The organism is Thermomonospora curvata DSM 43183, from assembly GCF_000024385.1.
Lineage (GTDB): Bacteria > Actinomycetota > Actinomycetes > Streptosporangiales > Streptosporangiaceae > Thermomonospora > Thermomonospora curvata.
The window spans coordinates 5314216-5328417 of record NC_013510.1; the positions used below are offsets into that span (position 1 = coordinate 5314216).

Genomic DNA, 14202 nt, shown 5'->3' on the forward strand with positions numbered 1-14202 from the left:
CTGCATGGAGGAAGACGCATGGGCCTCATGGAGGACCGCTGGGAGCGGCGACGCCGGGAGCGGGCAAGGCAAGAGGAGCAGCAGGCCGCTCAGCGGGAGCGCAGCGCCCCGGAGGCCGAACTCGAAACGGTCCTCCTATCGACGTTGTGCACCGCGCCCAAGCCTTTCGAGCAGGTGGGCATCGTGCAGAGCGAGCCCTGCCACGACGCGCAGTCCGCTTTGCTCGGCCTCGAACAGGCCGCCCGCGCGGCGGGATGCGACGCGGTGCTCGGCGTGGGCTTCTCCAGTTTCGGAGGTCCCGTCCAGGTGCTCTTCGCATATGGGACGGGAGTCCGGTGGCTGCCCTCCGCTCCTGAACGAAACGACGGTTGACACCCGTGCCGGCCGCCCCGGTCCTCAACAGCGCCCGACGGCGGATCGCGCTTCGGCACCCGAATGCGGCCGGCGAAGAGCTGGACGGATGCATCTGGCAGGCCATCGAGGAGGGCCGGATGGTGGTGATCGGCAAGAACGTCCTGGGCGGGCTCCTCTCGCAGTGGGGAAGCGGCATGCGCGCCGCGCGAAGGCACCTGGCCGTGTTCGTTGTCGTCCTGCTGCTCTGCCAGGGGGTGGCGGGCTGCGCCGAGCCCTCCTGGAAGGACCGCTACGTGGACAAGCGCGCGAGCGCCACGATGGCCAAGGCCCTCACCGGGCTCTCGGAGTCGTCGGCTCCCTACCCCGGGGTTCCGCTGCAGCGCCTGACCCCCTTTCCCTGGGATGGCCTCTTTGTTTTCGCAGAGTTGTCACCGGCTGAGGAGATCCGCAGGAAAACAGGGCTCTCCTTCTTTCCCCCAAAGGGGTTCGTGGACGAATACTATTCGCTATTGATCTTCGTCAAGGGGACGGACCTCGCCAAGGTGGTGCTTCTTCGGGACGGGAGTAATTTCACTCTCGGCTACACCAGCGGAAAGAAATACTCATCTCGAGTGCGCCTCCTCAAGGAGGAAGAGGAGCACGTGCTGGACATGGTGAAACCGACCGCCTTCCAGCTCCTCTACGATCCGGGCCTGGAGGAAAAGATCGACGATAGGGCCGACATGCTGTGGACGGGACGCAAGAAGTCCGTCCCTCTCGGTGACCTCGGGTTCGCATGGGACGAGCTGCGCCTGATAGAGACCAAGAACCTGAAGAGGGAAACCGGGCTTTCCTATGCCAAATTCGGATACCAGCCGTCCGACGATGTCTTCATGGTCTTCAAGCACCGGAACCGCATCGTCCGGATCACCGAGCTGGACGACGCGCTGCTTCCGCCCGAGTACCGGCGGGAGGTGATCGGACGAAAATGGGGAAACAAGGTGCGGATGGTGGTGCGGGACGAGAAGAAATACGCGATCACATTCCAGGAGCCCTGAACGGTGACACCGCTCTTTTAGGAGGGTCGGATCGTGAAGATCCGAAGGTGCCCTGGAAGGGGCCGGCCGTAGCGGGCAGACGACCAGAGCGCGGACGAGCCGCCGAGATTCCCGCGAGTCGGTGGGCCGGCTCTTGAAACGATCATCAAGATGAGACGTCCGGTGGCTCCCAGGTGTGGCCGGACGGGTGCCGCGCGGGCCGTCGGCGAGCATCGGGCCGCCGCATGTGTCCGCAGAGGCGACTGGTGGAGGCTGCGCCCTGCGGGCACGCTTCACCGCCGACGCGATCTCACTGGCCATCTGATGACAGATGGGTAACCGGAGATGTCAAGAATGCTTTCTCAACCTATCTTCCATAATTGCCTGCTGCAGGGAGCGATGAGCGGGGCAAGGAAGCATGCGGAGCATCTGGAACCACATCTGGCGGCACAGGCGTTCCTATGTAGAGGTGCTGGGAATGCTAGCGGCGGTCTTGGCCTTGATCCCGGCTTACACCAACTTCCGGATAGAGTGGCCGTCCTCCGAAAACATACCCCTAACGGTATCACCTCCTGAAGGGGGAACAGTCGGCCTCTGCGCAACGATCCATGGCACCGGGAAAGCTCCGAAGGGCAAGCAGATTTGGCTGGCCCAGCACGTCAAAGGGAGCGAATATTACTTCCTGAGGCCCGTCAAAATCGACGACGAAGAGTCCGGGAAATGGAGCATGCACGGTCAAATCGGCGACAATAAGGGAGGAGGCCTCGAGTACGTCTTCCAGGCGATAGTCATCGACAAATCTTGGGCAGATTGGATGACCAAGATAAACCTATCCGACACCCTGTCCGCCACAGCGCTGCCACCCCACTCCGCGGCCAGCAAACCGAGGACCATCTCTCGCAATCTCACAGACAACGAGCCGTGTCCCTAAGCGGGGTGCGGATATCACTTCCAGATGAAGTCGGCCTGCTCTGGGATTGAGCATCGAACGCTGCCGGAACTGAGCCTTTCCCAACACGCGGTCCTGCCGGGCCAAGACGGTCTCCGAGGCCATGACGTTGCATGCCACCACGCCGGCTACGACTGCCGCGCGCAGGAACGACGCATTGAAAAGGTTCCGTCCCGGAGCCAGCACACCGAGCATCCTTCGTCCCCGGCGGCCCCCTCGGACAGCTCCCCCGCAGCCTCCGGACGCTCGTCTAAGACCGCATCACCACCAGCAGAGCCGTTCGTCCTGCGTGCCGTGGGAGAGTGCTGGGCGTGAGGCTCATCGATTCGGCGGGATTGCCCGGTGCGTCCGGCAGGCTCTCTGAGGACAGGTTCGGGGCGGCGGGGAACCTCGCCTGGGTCATCGACGGTGCTTCGGACTTCCGGAACGAGCGGCACCTTCCCGCCGCGTCGAACGTGCACTGGCTGGTGGACCGGGTGCACGAGGCTCTGCGGGAGCGCGGCGCCGCCGGTTCCGTCGTGTCGGGGACCGGCCTGCTGAGCGAGCTGCAAGCCGAGATCGCCGCCGAGCTGGCCCGTTATGACCTGCGGGAGATGCGGCAGCATCCGTGCTGCTCGCTGGCGCTGCTGGTGGTCCGTCCGGGCTTCGTGGAGATCGTGCGGGTGGGGGACGCGGTCGGTTTCCTGCGCGGCGGCTCGCTGGAGCTGGAGGTCAGCACGGGATTCTTCGACGCACGGGAGGCGGCGGCGGTCGAGCGGGCCAAGACCCTCGAATTGACGGCGGAGGAGATCACCTCGGCGATGTACCGGCGGCGTGCCGAGTACATCCGGGGGATCAACGGCGAGTCGGTCTTCTCCGGGCATCCGGAGGGGAACCTGTTCGCCCATTCCCTCCTGGTGCCCCGGCGCGGTGCCGGACTGGTCGTCTTGCTGTGCACGGACGGGCTGGCGCGGGCCGTGACCGAATACCGGCTCTTCCCCGGCTGGCCGGCACTGCTCGACGCCTGCTTGGGCAAGGGGCTCGAGGCGGTGATCGCCGAACTGCGGGCCTTTGAGAACGCGGCGGCTTCCGTGCCGGGCAAGTTCAAGAGATCCGACGATGTCGCGGCGGTGCTGGTCGAGGTCTGACCGGCGGTCCTCGTCTGGGGTTCGCCGCCCCTTGGTTCCCAGAGCCGGCCGGCTCACCGCATGCGCCCGGTTCGCCGGGCGGTGCCCCGGCCCTGGGCGTCCCACTGAGGGGCGCCCAGGGCGCAAGGGTCACTTGCCGTACTTGAAGATGAGGTCGTCGGTGAAGTACCGGCCGCCGTAGTGGCCGCCGACCGCCCACACCGACGCCTTGGTGCCGGGGATGCGGGCCAGGTCCACCAGGACCAAGGGGTGCTTGCTCTTGCCGCCGCCCTTGATGGACGCGCGAGTCCACTTGCCGCCCTTGTAGCGGTACACCCCGCCCTTCCGCGAGGACGCCCACAGCCCGCCGGACCCGTCGGGGACGACGCTCCTGAGCGACGTGCCGGGAGCCCGGGTGACCTTCCACTCGCCGCCGTCCCAGGAGTACAGGGCGCCCCGGCTGCCGTCGTCACCGACCGCCCGGACCTTCTTGGGGCCCAAGGCGGTGATGCCGGAGACGAAACCGGCCGTCTCGCCGTTGGGGAGCGCGGCGTACGTCCACTTGCCGCCCTTCCACACGGCGATGCGGGGCAGCCGCTGCTCGGGCTCGTAGCCGGCCACCCAGACGGTCCCGCCGTGGGCGGCCGAGTCCACCGGCTCCATGTCGAGTTTGTAGGTCCGCCACTTGGTGCCGTTGTAGTGGCCCGCGCCTCCCTCGTGGGTGAAGAACCACACGTTCTTGGGGCCGCGCACCAGCAGCGAGGTCACCTTCTGGTAGGGCTTGAGCGGCGCCGGAACCTTCTTCCAGGTCTTGCCGTTCCAGCGGGCCAGGAAGGGCTTGTGCCCCTTGCCCACCCCGTACAGCCACACGTTGTTGGCCGAGGTCGCCTCGACGCCGCCGAGCGCATAACGGCTGTAGGAGGCGGGCAGCTTCTGCTTGCTCCACTTCTTGCCGTTCCAGCGCAGCAGCGCGGCCGCCCCGTTGCCGTCCATGGGCGCGCTCAGCACCGCCCAGGCCCGCTTCGCCGAGACCGCGGCCACGCTCTGGAACTCGCCCTTGGCGCTGACCTTCTTGACGACCCGCCACCCGGGCGCAGGCGCCGCCTCCGCGGCGGGCACGCCCAGCCCCACGGCCCCGGCCACCAGGCATCCGGCCAGCCCGACCCTGCCGGCGCCCTTCATCGCTCTCCGTCCGTGAAGTTCCACGATTCCTCCCAAGCCAGCCGATCTTAGAAGGAATCCGAACCTGCCAAAAAGCCCAGTGCAGGAAAACCACAAGAAGGGCGCACACAGAGCGCAGGGCATCCCGACGACACGGAAGCGGTGACACCACTACCAGGCGCAGGGACGCTCACCGGACATGCCACCGCCCGCGCAGAAAGCGACCGGCGCAGACGCGACTCCCTTCGGCAACCTGTGCCCCGGCCCCCGGGAAACAGGCCAGAGACACAGAAGCACCTCTTCAAAGGACCGGCCTGACGCCGCAGAGCAGCAGCTCAGCTCAAGTCGAACTCGCCGCCCTTGACCCGCTCGGCGAAGACACGCCACTGCCCCCGCGAGAACACCAGCCTCCCACCGTCCGGATCCTTGCTGTCGCGTACAGCGATCCCTTGCCCGGCGTCGGCGACCTCGATGCAGTTTTGACCACCGTTGCCACTGCGCCGACTCTTCCGCCAAGCGACAGAGGCGACCTCCACACAATTGCCCCTGGGACCGCTCCAGCGAGACTTACGCCAGTGAACAGGAGCGATCTCTACACAGTTGTCGCCGGTGTGGCTTCGGCTGGATCTGTGCCAGAGGATGGAGGTGACCTCTACGCAGTCATCCCCGATGCCACTGCGGCTGGACTTACGCCGAGCAGCGTCTGACAAGTCGATCATTTGGACGGCACTCCTGGGGGTTTCCGACCTCGGTCAGTGTGCATATGCCCCCACACCCGACCTGAGACACAGACGACCCCCAAGAGGCGGCCCGGCACCACGAAACGACGGGTCAGCTCAGATCGAAGTCACCGTTCTTGACTCGCTCAGCGAAAACGCGCCACTGACTCCGCGAGAACACCAACCTCCCGCCGCCCGGGTCCTTGCTGTCCCGCACAGCAACTGCCCGTCCGGCATCGGCGATCTCAACGCAGTTCTGACCACCGTTGTGGCTGCGTCGGCTCTTACGCCAGGCGACGTGGGAGAGGTCCACCGGGGGCACCTTGCCTTTCCTTCCGTCCCTGCAACTAGGACACCTGTTGGGATAGCTCCATGATCAACCTGCGTGACTCATCCGGCGCAAGCGCCTTGGCACGCAAGTGATCGAAGTAGGTCCCGTAGATGTCCACTTCGGAGCGTAGCTCCAGATACAAGCCACCTGTCGCATACTCAACGTACACGACGTCCGGATCGGTGGGTTCAGCGAATCCCAGGATGGTGAATCCGTGTTGTAGAGCAGGATGCGCTCCTGCGCTGAAGGGCAGAACCTGAAGCGTCACCGTATTGAGCTGGGAGAGTTCCACGAGGTGAGCGAGCTGCTCACGCATCACCTCAGGACCTCCGACCTCTCGGCGGACGGCGGCTTCGTTAAGGATGACCCACACATCGGGCGCATCCCCGTTCTCGAGCAGTTCTTGCCGCTTGAGCCGGACGGCGACCCGACGCTCCACCTCTTCATCTGACGGAATCGTAGGAGCGGCATCCATTACAGCGCGAATGTAGCCCTCGGTCTGGAGCAGGCCGGGAATGATCTCGCACTCGTACTCGCGGATCTTGCTGGCCTCCTGCTCCAGGCCGACGTACACCGAGAACCAGTTGGGGATGGCGTCGTTGTAGGACTGCCACCAGCCGCGTTTGCGGGCCTGCTTGGCGATGACCAGCCAGGCTTCCTTCTCCGCGCCGTCAACGCCGTACAGCTCCAGCATCCGGGCCACGTAGGCCGGCGGGGCGGTGGTCGCCGCTGATTCGATCTTGGTGATGGTGGCCGGAGCGCACGCCACGAAGTCGGCCACTTCTTCTCGTGTCTTACCCGCCTCCTTGCGAAGCCGCTTCAGCTCGGCCGCCAGTCTGCGCCGGCGCACCGTAGGGCTCGTCCGTTTTGCCACGCTGCTCCCCCTATGGCCGATAGGGAACTTAAGAAATTGGAACTAGTTCCGATGAATGCATTGCTAACGATCACTGCCATTCCTCGAACTCGGAGTGTAGCGAGACCAGCGCTCTACGTGTCCGGATTTCAAGGAATCCGGATGGTTTCTGGTGCGCTGAAGGCGACGATTCCAGGAAGTTCCGCATGATCACGAGGCGCCGCACCGGCGATAGGCACGATCCGCCCCCGTTCCATCAGCCCTTCACCCCGTCCCCTGCGCCTGTCACCGCCCCGCACCCCGCATCCGCCCATCGCGCACAGTCCCACGCCTCCCTCCGCCCGGTTCCCGCACAAGACCCAGCCGCCGCCCCGCCGCCCGGCGATCCGAGCCGGGCCATCACCCCGTCCCCTGGAGCAGACCAGATGACCGTCCCACCGCCCGGCATGTCCCCCGCGTCGGGCCGGGCCGCCACCACACCGCTCTTCCCACCGCTCGGGCCGAGCGGAGTCCTCAGCCAGCCTCCCCTCCCGCCCCACAAACCGAGCCAAGCCCTCCCACTGCGTCCCCGCACACTTTCCAGTCCGAGCCGAAGCACCACACCCGTCCGAACCGGCTCGCACCACTGCTCCGTCACTCAGGCCGGGCCAGGTCCTCATCGCATCGCTCATCCGCCCACCGATCCGAACCGGACCACCGGCACACCATCCGCCGCTTCACCAAAACCCGGCCGGGCACCCCCGCCTCCCAAGCCGGCAGCGGACCGCCGCACCACCACTCCGGCCCTCAGGACACGCCCGATACCGCCGCCTCAACGCACACCACCCTGGACAGCCGCCCCGACCCCACGCCGCCACCCACCGCACGGCCACGGCATCCCGGACAGCCACCGACACCGGCCTTCATGCAAGAGCACCCGCTGCCCGTCCGTCCGCCAAAACCCGCCACGGCCGCCCACGTGACCGCCCAGCGGATCCCGTCCAGCCCGCCCGCTGCAACCGCCCCGACCGACCACTAGGAGAACCCGATGACCGCCCACACCGAACCGGCTCAAACCGCCGCCGCACCGCCCGTGCAAGACCGCATCACCGCCCCGCTGCCGGAGCCGGATTCAGACCGCCGCGGCGGCTCGCCCGGCACCGGCGCTTCCCCGTCATCCCTCGGCCACGAGCAAGCCGCAATCCCCGTCCATGCCTTGGCGGAAGCGGAGTCGTCACCGAACTCCTCGTCGTACGGAGCGTTCAGGTCCGGGCTCAGCGCGTTCATCGCACGCACCCCGCCGACAACATTGCCCGCTTTGCAGGCAGCCACCGAGTTCGCCGCCCCGTCTGTTCTGCCGTCCTCAACGCAGGGGCGTTGAAGGAACGGGCAGCCCGCATAAGAGTCCGGCAGCTCGCACAGCATCCATGCTGTTCGCCGTCTTCCTTGACCGGCTGGTGAGTATCTCCAGTAGCTCCGTGGGCGAGTACACGATGAGGACATCGGCATCGGTGTCCTTGCGGGGACGGAAAAACAGACAGAGGCGAGAGTCATTCCCCGGCGCTCCCTGCTCCTGATGGCTCCGATCCTCAGATCGCGATCCCCGTCCGGGACGCGCCTGGCATAGGCGGCAGCCATCCCGATGACGCTCTGGTCCTCCCGGCCGGTGTCCGCTCCGGTGGCCTCCGGCAGCTTGTCCGGAAGCGGCCACGCCACTCATCCCACGGCCTCCCGATCCACAGCCCCGAAAGCGGGACGGTCCGCCGGCCGTCGAGCCTTCCGAAGGCAGCCCCTCGCACCCCGAAGCAGGGACTGTGCAGCGAAAACGCCTGCTGGCTCCTAACCCCTCTGACCTGCGTTGAAGCGGAAGAGACCGGCCCCGACGCACCGTCCTGGCAGGAAGCCGCGCGGCACGCACCCGCCCCGGTTCGCCACACAAACCCCGCCAACCGCATCCAATCGCATAAAGTTTTGGATTGCCGAGTTATCCTGTTTCCGTGGGGCGAGCGACTGGGAGATTCGAGCTCATCAATATCATCGTGGCCATTCTCGGTCTCATCGTGGGAACTCTCGGTACCATTGGCACATGGCTTGCACTCTCCCCCCCTTCCCCCAAAGATCCGGAACCCCCTTCACGTGAAAGGCCACCGTCGAACCTTGCTCCGAGCAAAGCGACGCCCTCCGCTATAGGGGTACGAGACAAAAACCCCAAGCTGGCCTATAAAGAACCGGTCACAGTTCCGTGGACGCTGCAATACCACGATGACGGGTGCGGTGGCCTCGTCAGGGTACATCCCAGCGAAATCGATTTCGACGCGGCCATCGACGACAGCGAACCTCAAGTGAGCGATCTCGCTTACGTGGTGCACTCGGTGTGCTCGAAGAACACCCGGTTGTACACGTCCGAGGAAGGACACGGAGGTATAGTCCTCAAAGGACAGGCGACAGATCCCATCAGCTGCCGCACCGCGGCCATAACCGGGGCGCTGCCGTCGTACCTGCGTCCTGACACCCGCAAAGCCCTTCGGGTGCTTCCCGGCAACGCATTCTGCCTGGTCACCGATCAGGGTCGAATCGTCCGCGCAGAGATCGAGGACCTCACTCTCGGTGAGGACGGAATCCACGGCGTCATAACGACGATGAGCGGAACTGCGCTAATCTGGGAAGAGACCGACTGATCGAGGCTGGTCCATGGCAGGGGAAAAACCGACGGGACACAAAGCGAGCAGAAGGCGACGGCTCCGCAGTGGCCTCCTTCTCGCGCTGGTGACGGCTTCGAGCACCGTGAGCGCCTGCACGAGCGGTCCCGACGAGCCGCCCGGCCCCGCCCCGCGTGCCGAGTCGTACTCGGAACCAGAACACTTCACCTGGGGCTTCTCACACACCTTCACCTATTGGGACTGCAGCAAAAAACCCGAAAAGATAGACCTCGACAACATCGGCGCGCACCCCGACCCCAAGCCGGGAATCCCCGACATCAAGTACGAGCATGTCGGCTGCAGCCGCACCACACACGAGGCGCTGAAGTCCGCGGCCATCAACTCATTCGTCTCCTGGGTCAGGGAAGGACGAGCAGACAACCCATTCGACTGCTACGACGCCGCACACAAAGGACCGCCGGAGGTCACCGGCGACCACATACCCAGCCACACCGAAAAAACATTCAAGGAGGCCGGGATCTTCAAGGGAGAGATATTTTGCGTGGTGACCGACCTGGGCCGGGTCGCACGACTGAAGATCACCGACGTCATCCCAGCGGACCTCGACATGCACTCGCCGTTCCTCTTCGGCGAGGGACAGCTCTGGACACCGGAATACTGAGCCTTTTTCAGCGGGCTTGATGGGGGTACTGATCACAGGTTGAGCGGCCGGCTCTGAACATGGTGAAACCCCTGGTAGACAGGTTGCTTGCCACCAACCACCCATCTCCCCAGGGGGCTCACACCCGGTTACGCAGCCCGGCCGAGCGGGTGATCGCCCAGTCAAGGAGCCGGCGCATCCTGCACCGGTTCGTTGCCGCCCACACCGGGCCGGGCACATCGCCAAGGCCGTCCTCGTGCCGCAGGCCTGCGAGCCCCGCATCCACTGAAAAAGATTCAATGCAGGGAACAACCATGTGGTGGTTCTTGAGCCGGGTGATCACCATCTCTGCGCAGGCGCTCGCTGAGGACGAAGGCCCGGGCGCGGTCAAGTGAGGGCGACGGTGGCCAGCAGGAGGACGGAGCTGACGATCTCCATCACGCCGAGGTGCTTGGGGGTGAGGTTCTTGCCCGGGACGATCACGGAGCGGGCCAGGTACAGGCCGAAGGGGATGGCGTAGAGGAGGTGGACCCAGGCGGCCGCGGCCAAGGCCGCGGCGTGGTAGGTGATCGAGGCGACCAGCATGGCGCGGTTGTCGCGCTCGCGGATGCAGGTTTTGACGAAGAAGACCGTTCCGGCGAAGTAGAGGAACGAGACGATGAGGGCGTCGATCACCTCGGTGGGCGGCCGGCCGGCGACCGTGGCGACCACCGGCAGGATGAGCATCGCGCCGGCCACCGAGACCAGGCCGTTCAGCAGGGCGCGGTCGTCGCGGCGGGCGGCGAAGAGGCCGTTGATCACCAGGACGACGGCGAACAGCGGGGCGTAGTAGAGCAGGGCGGGGCGGGCGGCCACGGTGATGCCGCCGGCGAGCAGGGCGGCGGTGCCGAAGGTCAGGATCTGGGGGCGGAAGCGTGCGAAGCGGCGGGTCTTGACGGCCAGCAGCGCGAAGTACGACAGGGGGTAGCCGGCCAGCCAGGCCACCAGCAGCGGCAGGTGCGGCCAGGTGAAGCCGACGGCGATCAGGCCGGCCAGGTACGGGACGATCAGCATCGCCCAGGCGCCGTGCTGGGGCGGCACCCACTGGCCGCGTCGCCTGCGCGCGTTGCCGCGTTCGCGGCGCGGGGAGGCGGTGGTTGCGGGCCGGGTGGAAGCGGTGTCGCTGGTCACCGGGCCTCCCTTCGGGTCGTGGGACGGACCTGCTCCTTCTAATTTAGACTCTCGGATTCCAGTTACCCGGGGCACCCCCCGGCGATCACCGGTGACGCACATCACGGTTTAAAACGTACGAAGCGGACTTCGGGCCGCGGGAAGATGACTTGAAGAATTCTTCAATTGATTGAGTGAAGGTTCCACTACTTCCTGCATCCACCGAGAGGGGCTGACCCGCGTGCCGGTGCCGCTGTATCAGGCCAAGGCCGAGTTCTTCCGCATCCTCGGCCATCCGGTGCGCATCCGGGTGCTGGAGCTGCTGCAAAGCGGTCCCATGCCGGTGCGGGATCTGCTGGCCGAGATCGAAGTGGAACCTTCCAGCCTGTCCCAGCAGCTGGCGGTGCTGCGCCGGGCGGGGATCGTCTCCGCCACCCGCGAGGGCTCCACCGTGGTCTACGAGCTGTCCACCAGCGACATCGCCGACCTGATGCGGGCGGCCCGGCGCATCCTCACCGAGATGATCACCAGCCGGGAGGAGCTGCTGGCCGAACTGAAGGCCGCCGAGGAGGAAGACCAGTGACCCGCCCGGCACGCGGCACCGGCCAGACCGCCGGACCCGCCGGTACGGCCCCGTCCGCCCCCGGTAACACCCCGCTGCTCCTACGGCACGCCGGCACATCCCGAAGAACCACCGCGACACCGATGACCAACAAGATCCGCCGAGTCGGCCCATCCACGCCCTCCCCCGCCGGAACGTTCCGCAACGCGGCCGGCCCGCGACGACTCATGCCGGAAACGGGCGCGAAGGGGGAGCGGTGAACCTCTGGAAGAAGATCCGCAAGACCGGGCGGGTCGCCGAACCGGCTCCCCCGCGGCCCAAGGACAAGCCGCCCAAACCCGAGCTGGCCGGGTCGGTGCAGATCCGGCACGTGGACGCCGGGTCCTGCAACGGGTGCGAACTGGAGATCGCCTCGGTGTTCGGGCCCGTCCACGACGCCGAGCGCTACGGGGCGCGCCTGGTGGCCTCCCCCCGGCACGCCGACGCGCTGCTGGTGACCGGGCCGGTGACGCGGAACATGGAGACCGCGCTGCGCCGCACCTACGAGGCCGTCCCCGAGCCCAAAGTGGTGATCGCGCTGGGCGACTGCGCCCGCAACTGCGGGGTGTTCGCCGGCGCCTACGGCGTGGCCGGCGCGGTCGGTGACGTGGTCCCGGTGGACGTGGAGGTGCCCGGCTGCCCGCCCCGTCCCGAGGACATCACCAAGGCGTTGCGGGGTCTGACCGGACGATGAACCTGCTGTTCCCCGGCGCGCTGGCACTGTGCGCGCTCGCATCGCTGCTCGCTTCGATCCCGCCGGCCCGGGTGCGGTCGGCCCTGGCCGGGACGGCGCTGGCCGGGGCGGGTGCGGCCGCACTGGCCGCCGGAGCCGCCGCCATGGCCGGCCGCACCTGGAGCGCCTGGCTGCCGGACCTGCTGCCGCTGGCGGGGGTGCGGCTGGAGCTGGACGCCCTGGGCGGGCTGTTCACCGCGGTGACCGGCGGGGTCATCACGGCCGCCGCGATCTACTCGATCGGTTACGCCCGGCACGCCCCCCGCACCGCGCAGATCCTCGTCCCGCTGTTCGCGGCGGCGCTGCTGCTGGTGCCCGCGGCGGCGAGCGTGAGCACGTTCCTGCTGCTGTGGGAGCTGATGGCGATCGCCTCGCTGCTGCTGGTGCTGGCCGACCACCGGGCCCGCCCGGCGGTGCGGTCGGCGGGCGTGTGGTACGCGGTGCTGACCCACCTGGGGCTGGTGGCGATCCTGGGCGGGCTGGTGGCGTTCGCGGCCGCGGCCGGCGGGGAGAGCTTCGCCGAGCTGCGGCGGGCCGACGCGGGCGGCGCGCTGGCCATCGGCGTCTTCCTGGCGACCTTCGCCGGGTTCGCCTCCAAGGCCGGGATCGTCCCGCTGCACGTGTGGCTGCCGCGCGCCCACCCCGAGGCCCCCAGCCACGTGTCGGCGCTGATGAGCGCCGCCATGGTCAACATGGGGATCTACGGCATCGTCCGGGTCGGGCTGGACCTGCTGGGCGGCGGGCCGCGCTGGTGGTGGCTGGTGGTGCTGGCGGCCGGAGCGCTCTCGGCGCTGCACGGCATCCTGCAGGCGGCCGTGGCCAGCGACCTCAAGCGGCTGCTGGGCTACTCCACCACCGAGAACATGGGGCTGGTGCTGATCGGCGTGGGCGCCGCCGGGTTCTTCGAGGCCTCCGGCGAGCGCGCGCTGGCCGCCCTGGCGCTGGCCGCCGCGCTGCTGCACGTGATCAACCATGCGGCGTTCAAGACGCTGCTGTTCTTGGCCGCCGGGTCGGTGCTGCACGGCACCGGCACCCGCGACCTGGACGCCCTGGGCGGGCTGCGCGAGCGGATGCCGCTGACCACGATCGTGTTCGCGCTCGGCGCGCTGTGCGCCTCGGCGCTGCCGCCGGGCAACGCCTTCGTCAGCGAATGGCTGATGCTGCAGAGCCTGATCCGCTCCCTGCCGGACGGCGGGGTCTCGGCGGCGGTGGTGATGCCGCTGGCGGTGGCGGCCGTCGCGCTGACCGCGGGACTGTCGGCGGCCACCTTCGTCAAGGCGCTGGGGACCGGGTTCCTGGCCCGTCCGCGCAGCGCCGAGGCCGAACGGGCGCACGAGGCGCCGCCGTCGATGCTGGCCGGGATGGCGCTGGCCGGCGCGGCCTGCGTGGCGCTGGCGCTCGGGCCGACGCTGGTGCTGCCCGGCGTCGCCGAGGTGACCGGGCAGGTGCTGCCCGGCCGCGGCCCGGCGACGGACGGGGCGTACCTGCGCGCCGCCGCCAGCTCCCTGTCTCCGGTGCTGATCGCCGCCGCGCTGGCGGTGACGGTGGCGGCGCTGCTGGCCGTGCTGCGGGCGCTGGCGCTGCGGCGGGCCCGGCGCGCCGCCCGGCTGTGGGACTGCGGGGCCGGCCCGATGACGGCGCGGATGGAGTACACCGCCACCTCCTTCGCCGAGCCGCTGCAGCGGGTCTTCGACGACGTGCTCGCCCCGGAAAGCGACGTGGAGGTGACACACGTGAAGGAGTCGGCGTACCTGGTGAACCGGGTGCGCTTCCAGGCCGCCGTGCCCGACCGCATCGAGCACCGGCTGTACGCCCCGGCCATCGCCCTGGCCGACCGGGTCGGCCGCGCCTCCCGCGAGCTGGCGAACGGCAGCGTGCACCGCTATGTGGGCTACGGCTTCGCCGCGTTCGCCGTCACCTTGATCGTTTTGGCGGTGACGAGTTGAGCGCC

At 67.7% G+C, this 14202-nt stretch carries 15 protein-coding genes; 9 read left to right on the forward strand and 6 right to left on the reverse strand.

Annotated elements, in window-relative coordinates; translation table 11 throughout:
* Window positions 1-18: 18 nt before the first annotated feature.
* The 4 genes from TCUR_RS23030 to TCUR_RS23040 all read left to right on the forward strand — a co-directional run bounded on the left by TCUR_RS23030 (window position 19) and on the right by TCUR_RS23040 (window position 3446).
* A complete protein-coding gene (locus TCUR_RS23030; RefSeq protein ID WP_012854993.1) occupies window positions 19-372 on the forward strand; it encodes a hypothetical protein in 354 nt (117 codons plus the stop codon).
* Window positions 373-377: 5 nt separating this feature from the next.
* The gene (locus TCUR_RS23035) at window positions 378-1391 is read left to right on the forward strand and encodes a hypothetical protein (protein ID WP_041440307.1); all 1014 of its coding nucleotides are present in this window, start codon (window positions 378-380) and stop codon (window positions 1389-1391) included.
* 397 nt (window positions 1392-1788) lie between these two features.
* On the forward strand, window positions 1789-2301 hold the full coding sequence (locus TCUR_RS26715; RefSeq protein ID WP_148233102.1) for a hypothetical protein: 513 nt from the start codon (window positions 1789-1791) through the stop codon (window positions 2299-2301).
* Window positions 2302-2630: 329 nt separating this feature from the next.
* Window positions 2631-3446 carry a protein phosphatase 2C domain-containing protein gene (locus TCUR_RS23040; protein WP_012854996.1) on the forward strand — a complete coding sequence of 272 codons (816 nt, stop codon included), beginning with the start codon at window positions 2631-2633 and terminating at the stop codon, window positions 3444-3446.
* A 129-nt stretch (window positions 3447-3575) separates the two neighbouring features.
* On the opposite strand, the gene TCUR_RS23045 is transcribed toward TCUR_RS23040, so the two are convergent.
* From TCUR_RS23045 to TCUR_RS23055, 4 genes are all read right to left on the reverse strand, one after another.
* Window positions 3576-4607 (reverse strand): ligand-binding sensor domain-containing protein, encoded by a 1032-nt coding sequence (locus TCUR_RS23045; protein ID WP_041440311.1) that lies wholly within the window; start codon window positions 4605-4607, stop codon window positions 3576-3578.
* Between the two features lie 314 nt (window positions 4608-4921).
* Window positions 4922-5305: a DUF397 domain-containing protein gene (locus TCUR_RS25890; protein WP_012854998.1), complete on the reverse strand. Its 384-nt coding sequence runs from the start codon at window positions 5303-5305 to the stop codon at window positions 4922-4924.
* 112 nt (window positions 5306-5417) lie between these two features.
* Window positions 5418-5627, reverse strand: a complete 210-nt coding sequence (locus TCUR_RS25895) for a DUF397 domain-containing protein (RefSeq protein WP_086014623.1) — start codon at window positions 5625-5627, stop codon at window positions 5418-5420.
* 25 nt (window positions 5628-5652) lie between these two features.
* Window positions 5653-6510 carry a helix-turn-helix domain-containing protein gene (locus TCUR_RS23055; protein WP_012854999.1) on the reverse strand — a complete coding sequence of 286 codons (858 nt, stop codon included), beginning with the start codon at window positions 6508-6510 and terminating at the stop codon, window positions 5653-5655.
* A gap of 1955 nt (window positions 6511-8465) precedes the next feature.
* Here TCUR_RS23055 and TCUR_RS26720 point away from each other — a divergent pair.
* Together TCUR_RS26720 and TCUR_RS23065 are read left to right on the forward strand one after the other, a co-directional pair.
* On the forward strand, window positions 8466-9146 hold the full coding sequence (locus tag TCUR_RS26720; protein ID WP_148233103.1) for a hypothetical protein: 681 nt from the start codon (window positions 8466-8468) through the stop codon (window positions 9144-9146).
* Window positions 9147-9234: 88 nt separating this feature from the next.
* Window positions 9235-9789, forward strand: a complete 555-nt coding sequence (locus TCUR_RS23065; protein WP_148233104.1) for a hypothetical protein — start codon at window positions 9235-9237, stop codon at window positions 9787-9789.
* A gap of 118 nt (window positions 9790-9907) precedes the next feature.
* Here TCUR_RS23065 and TCUR_RS26725 read toward each other — a convergent pair whose 3' ends face one another.
* Both TCUR_RS26725 and TCUR_RS23070 read right to left on the reverse strand, forming a co-directional pair.
* Window positions 9908-10114 carry a hypothetical protein gene (locus tag TCUR_RS26725; protein ID WP_148233105.1) on the reverse strand — a complete coding sequence of 69 codons (207 nt, stop codon included), beginning with the start codon at window positions 10112-10114 and terminating at the stop codon, window positions 9908-9910.
* Window positions 10115-10155: 41 nt separating this feature from the next.
* Window positions 10156-10938 carry a YwiC-like family protein gene (locus TCUR_RS23070; RefSeq protein ID WP_012855003.1) on the reverse strand — a complete coding sequence of 261 codons (783 nt, stop codon included), beginning with the start codon at window positions 10936-10938 and terminating at the stop codon, window positions 10156-10158.
* Between the two features lie 220 nt (window positions 10939-11158).
* Here TCUR_RS23070 and TCUR_RS23075 point away from each other — a divergent pair, with 220 nt between their 5' ends.
* The 3 genes from TCUR_RS23075 (at window position 11159) to TCUR_RS23085 (ending at window position 14197) form a co-directional block, all read left to right on the forward strand.
* Entirely contained in the window at window positions 11159-11500 is a 342-nt protein-coding gene (locus tag TCUR_RS23075) for an ArsR/SmtB family transcription factor (RefSeq protein ID WP_012855004.1), read from the forward strand.
* Between the two features lie 235 nt (window positions 11501-11735).
* Complete coding sequence (locus TCUR_RS23080; protein WP_012855005.1) at window positions 11736-12212, forward strand: NADH-quinone oxidoreductase subunit B family protein; 477 nt, start codon at window positions 11736-11738, stop codon at window positions 12210-12212.
* Entirely contained in the window at window positions 12209-14197 is a 1989-nt protein-coding gene (locus tag TCUR_RS23085) for a proton-conducting transporter transmembrane domain-containing protein (RefSeq protein ID WP_012855006.1), read from the forward strand. Before TCUR_RS23080 ends, TCUR_RS23085 begins: the two co-directional genes overlap by 4 nt.
* Window positions 14198-14202: the final 5 nt, after the last annotated feature.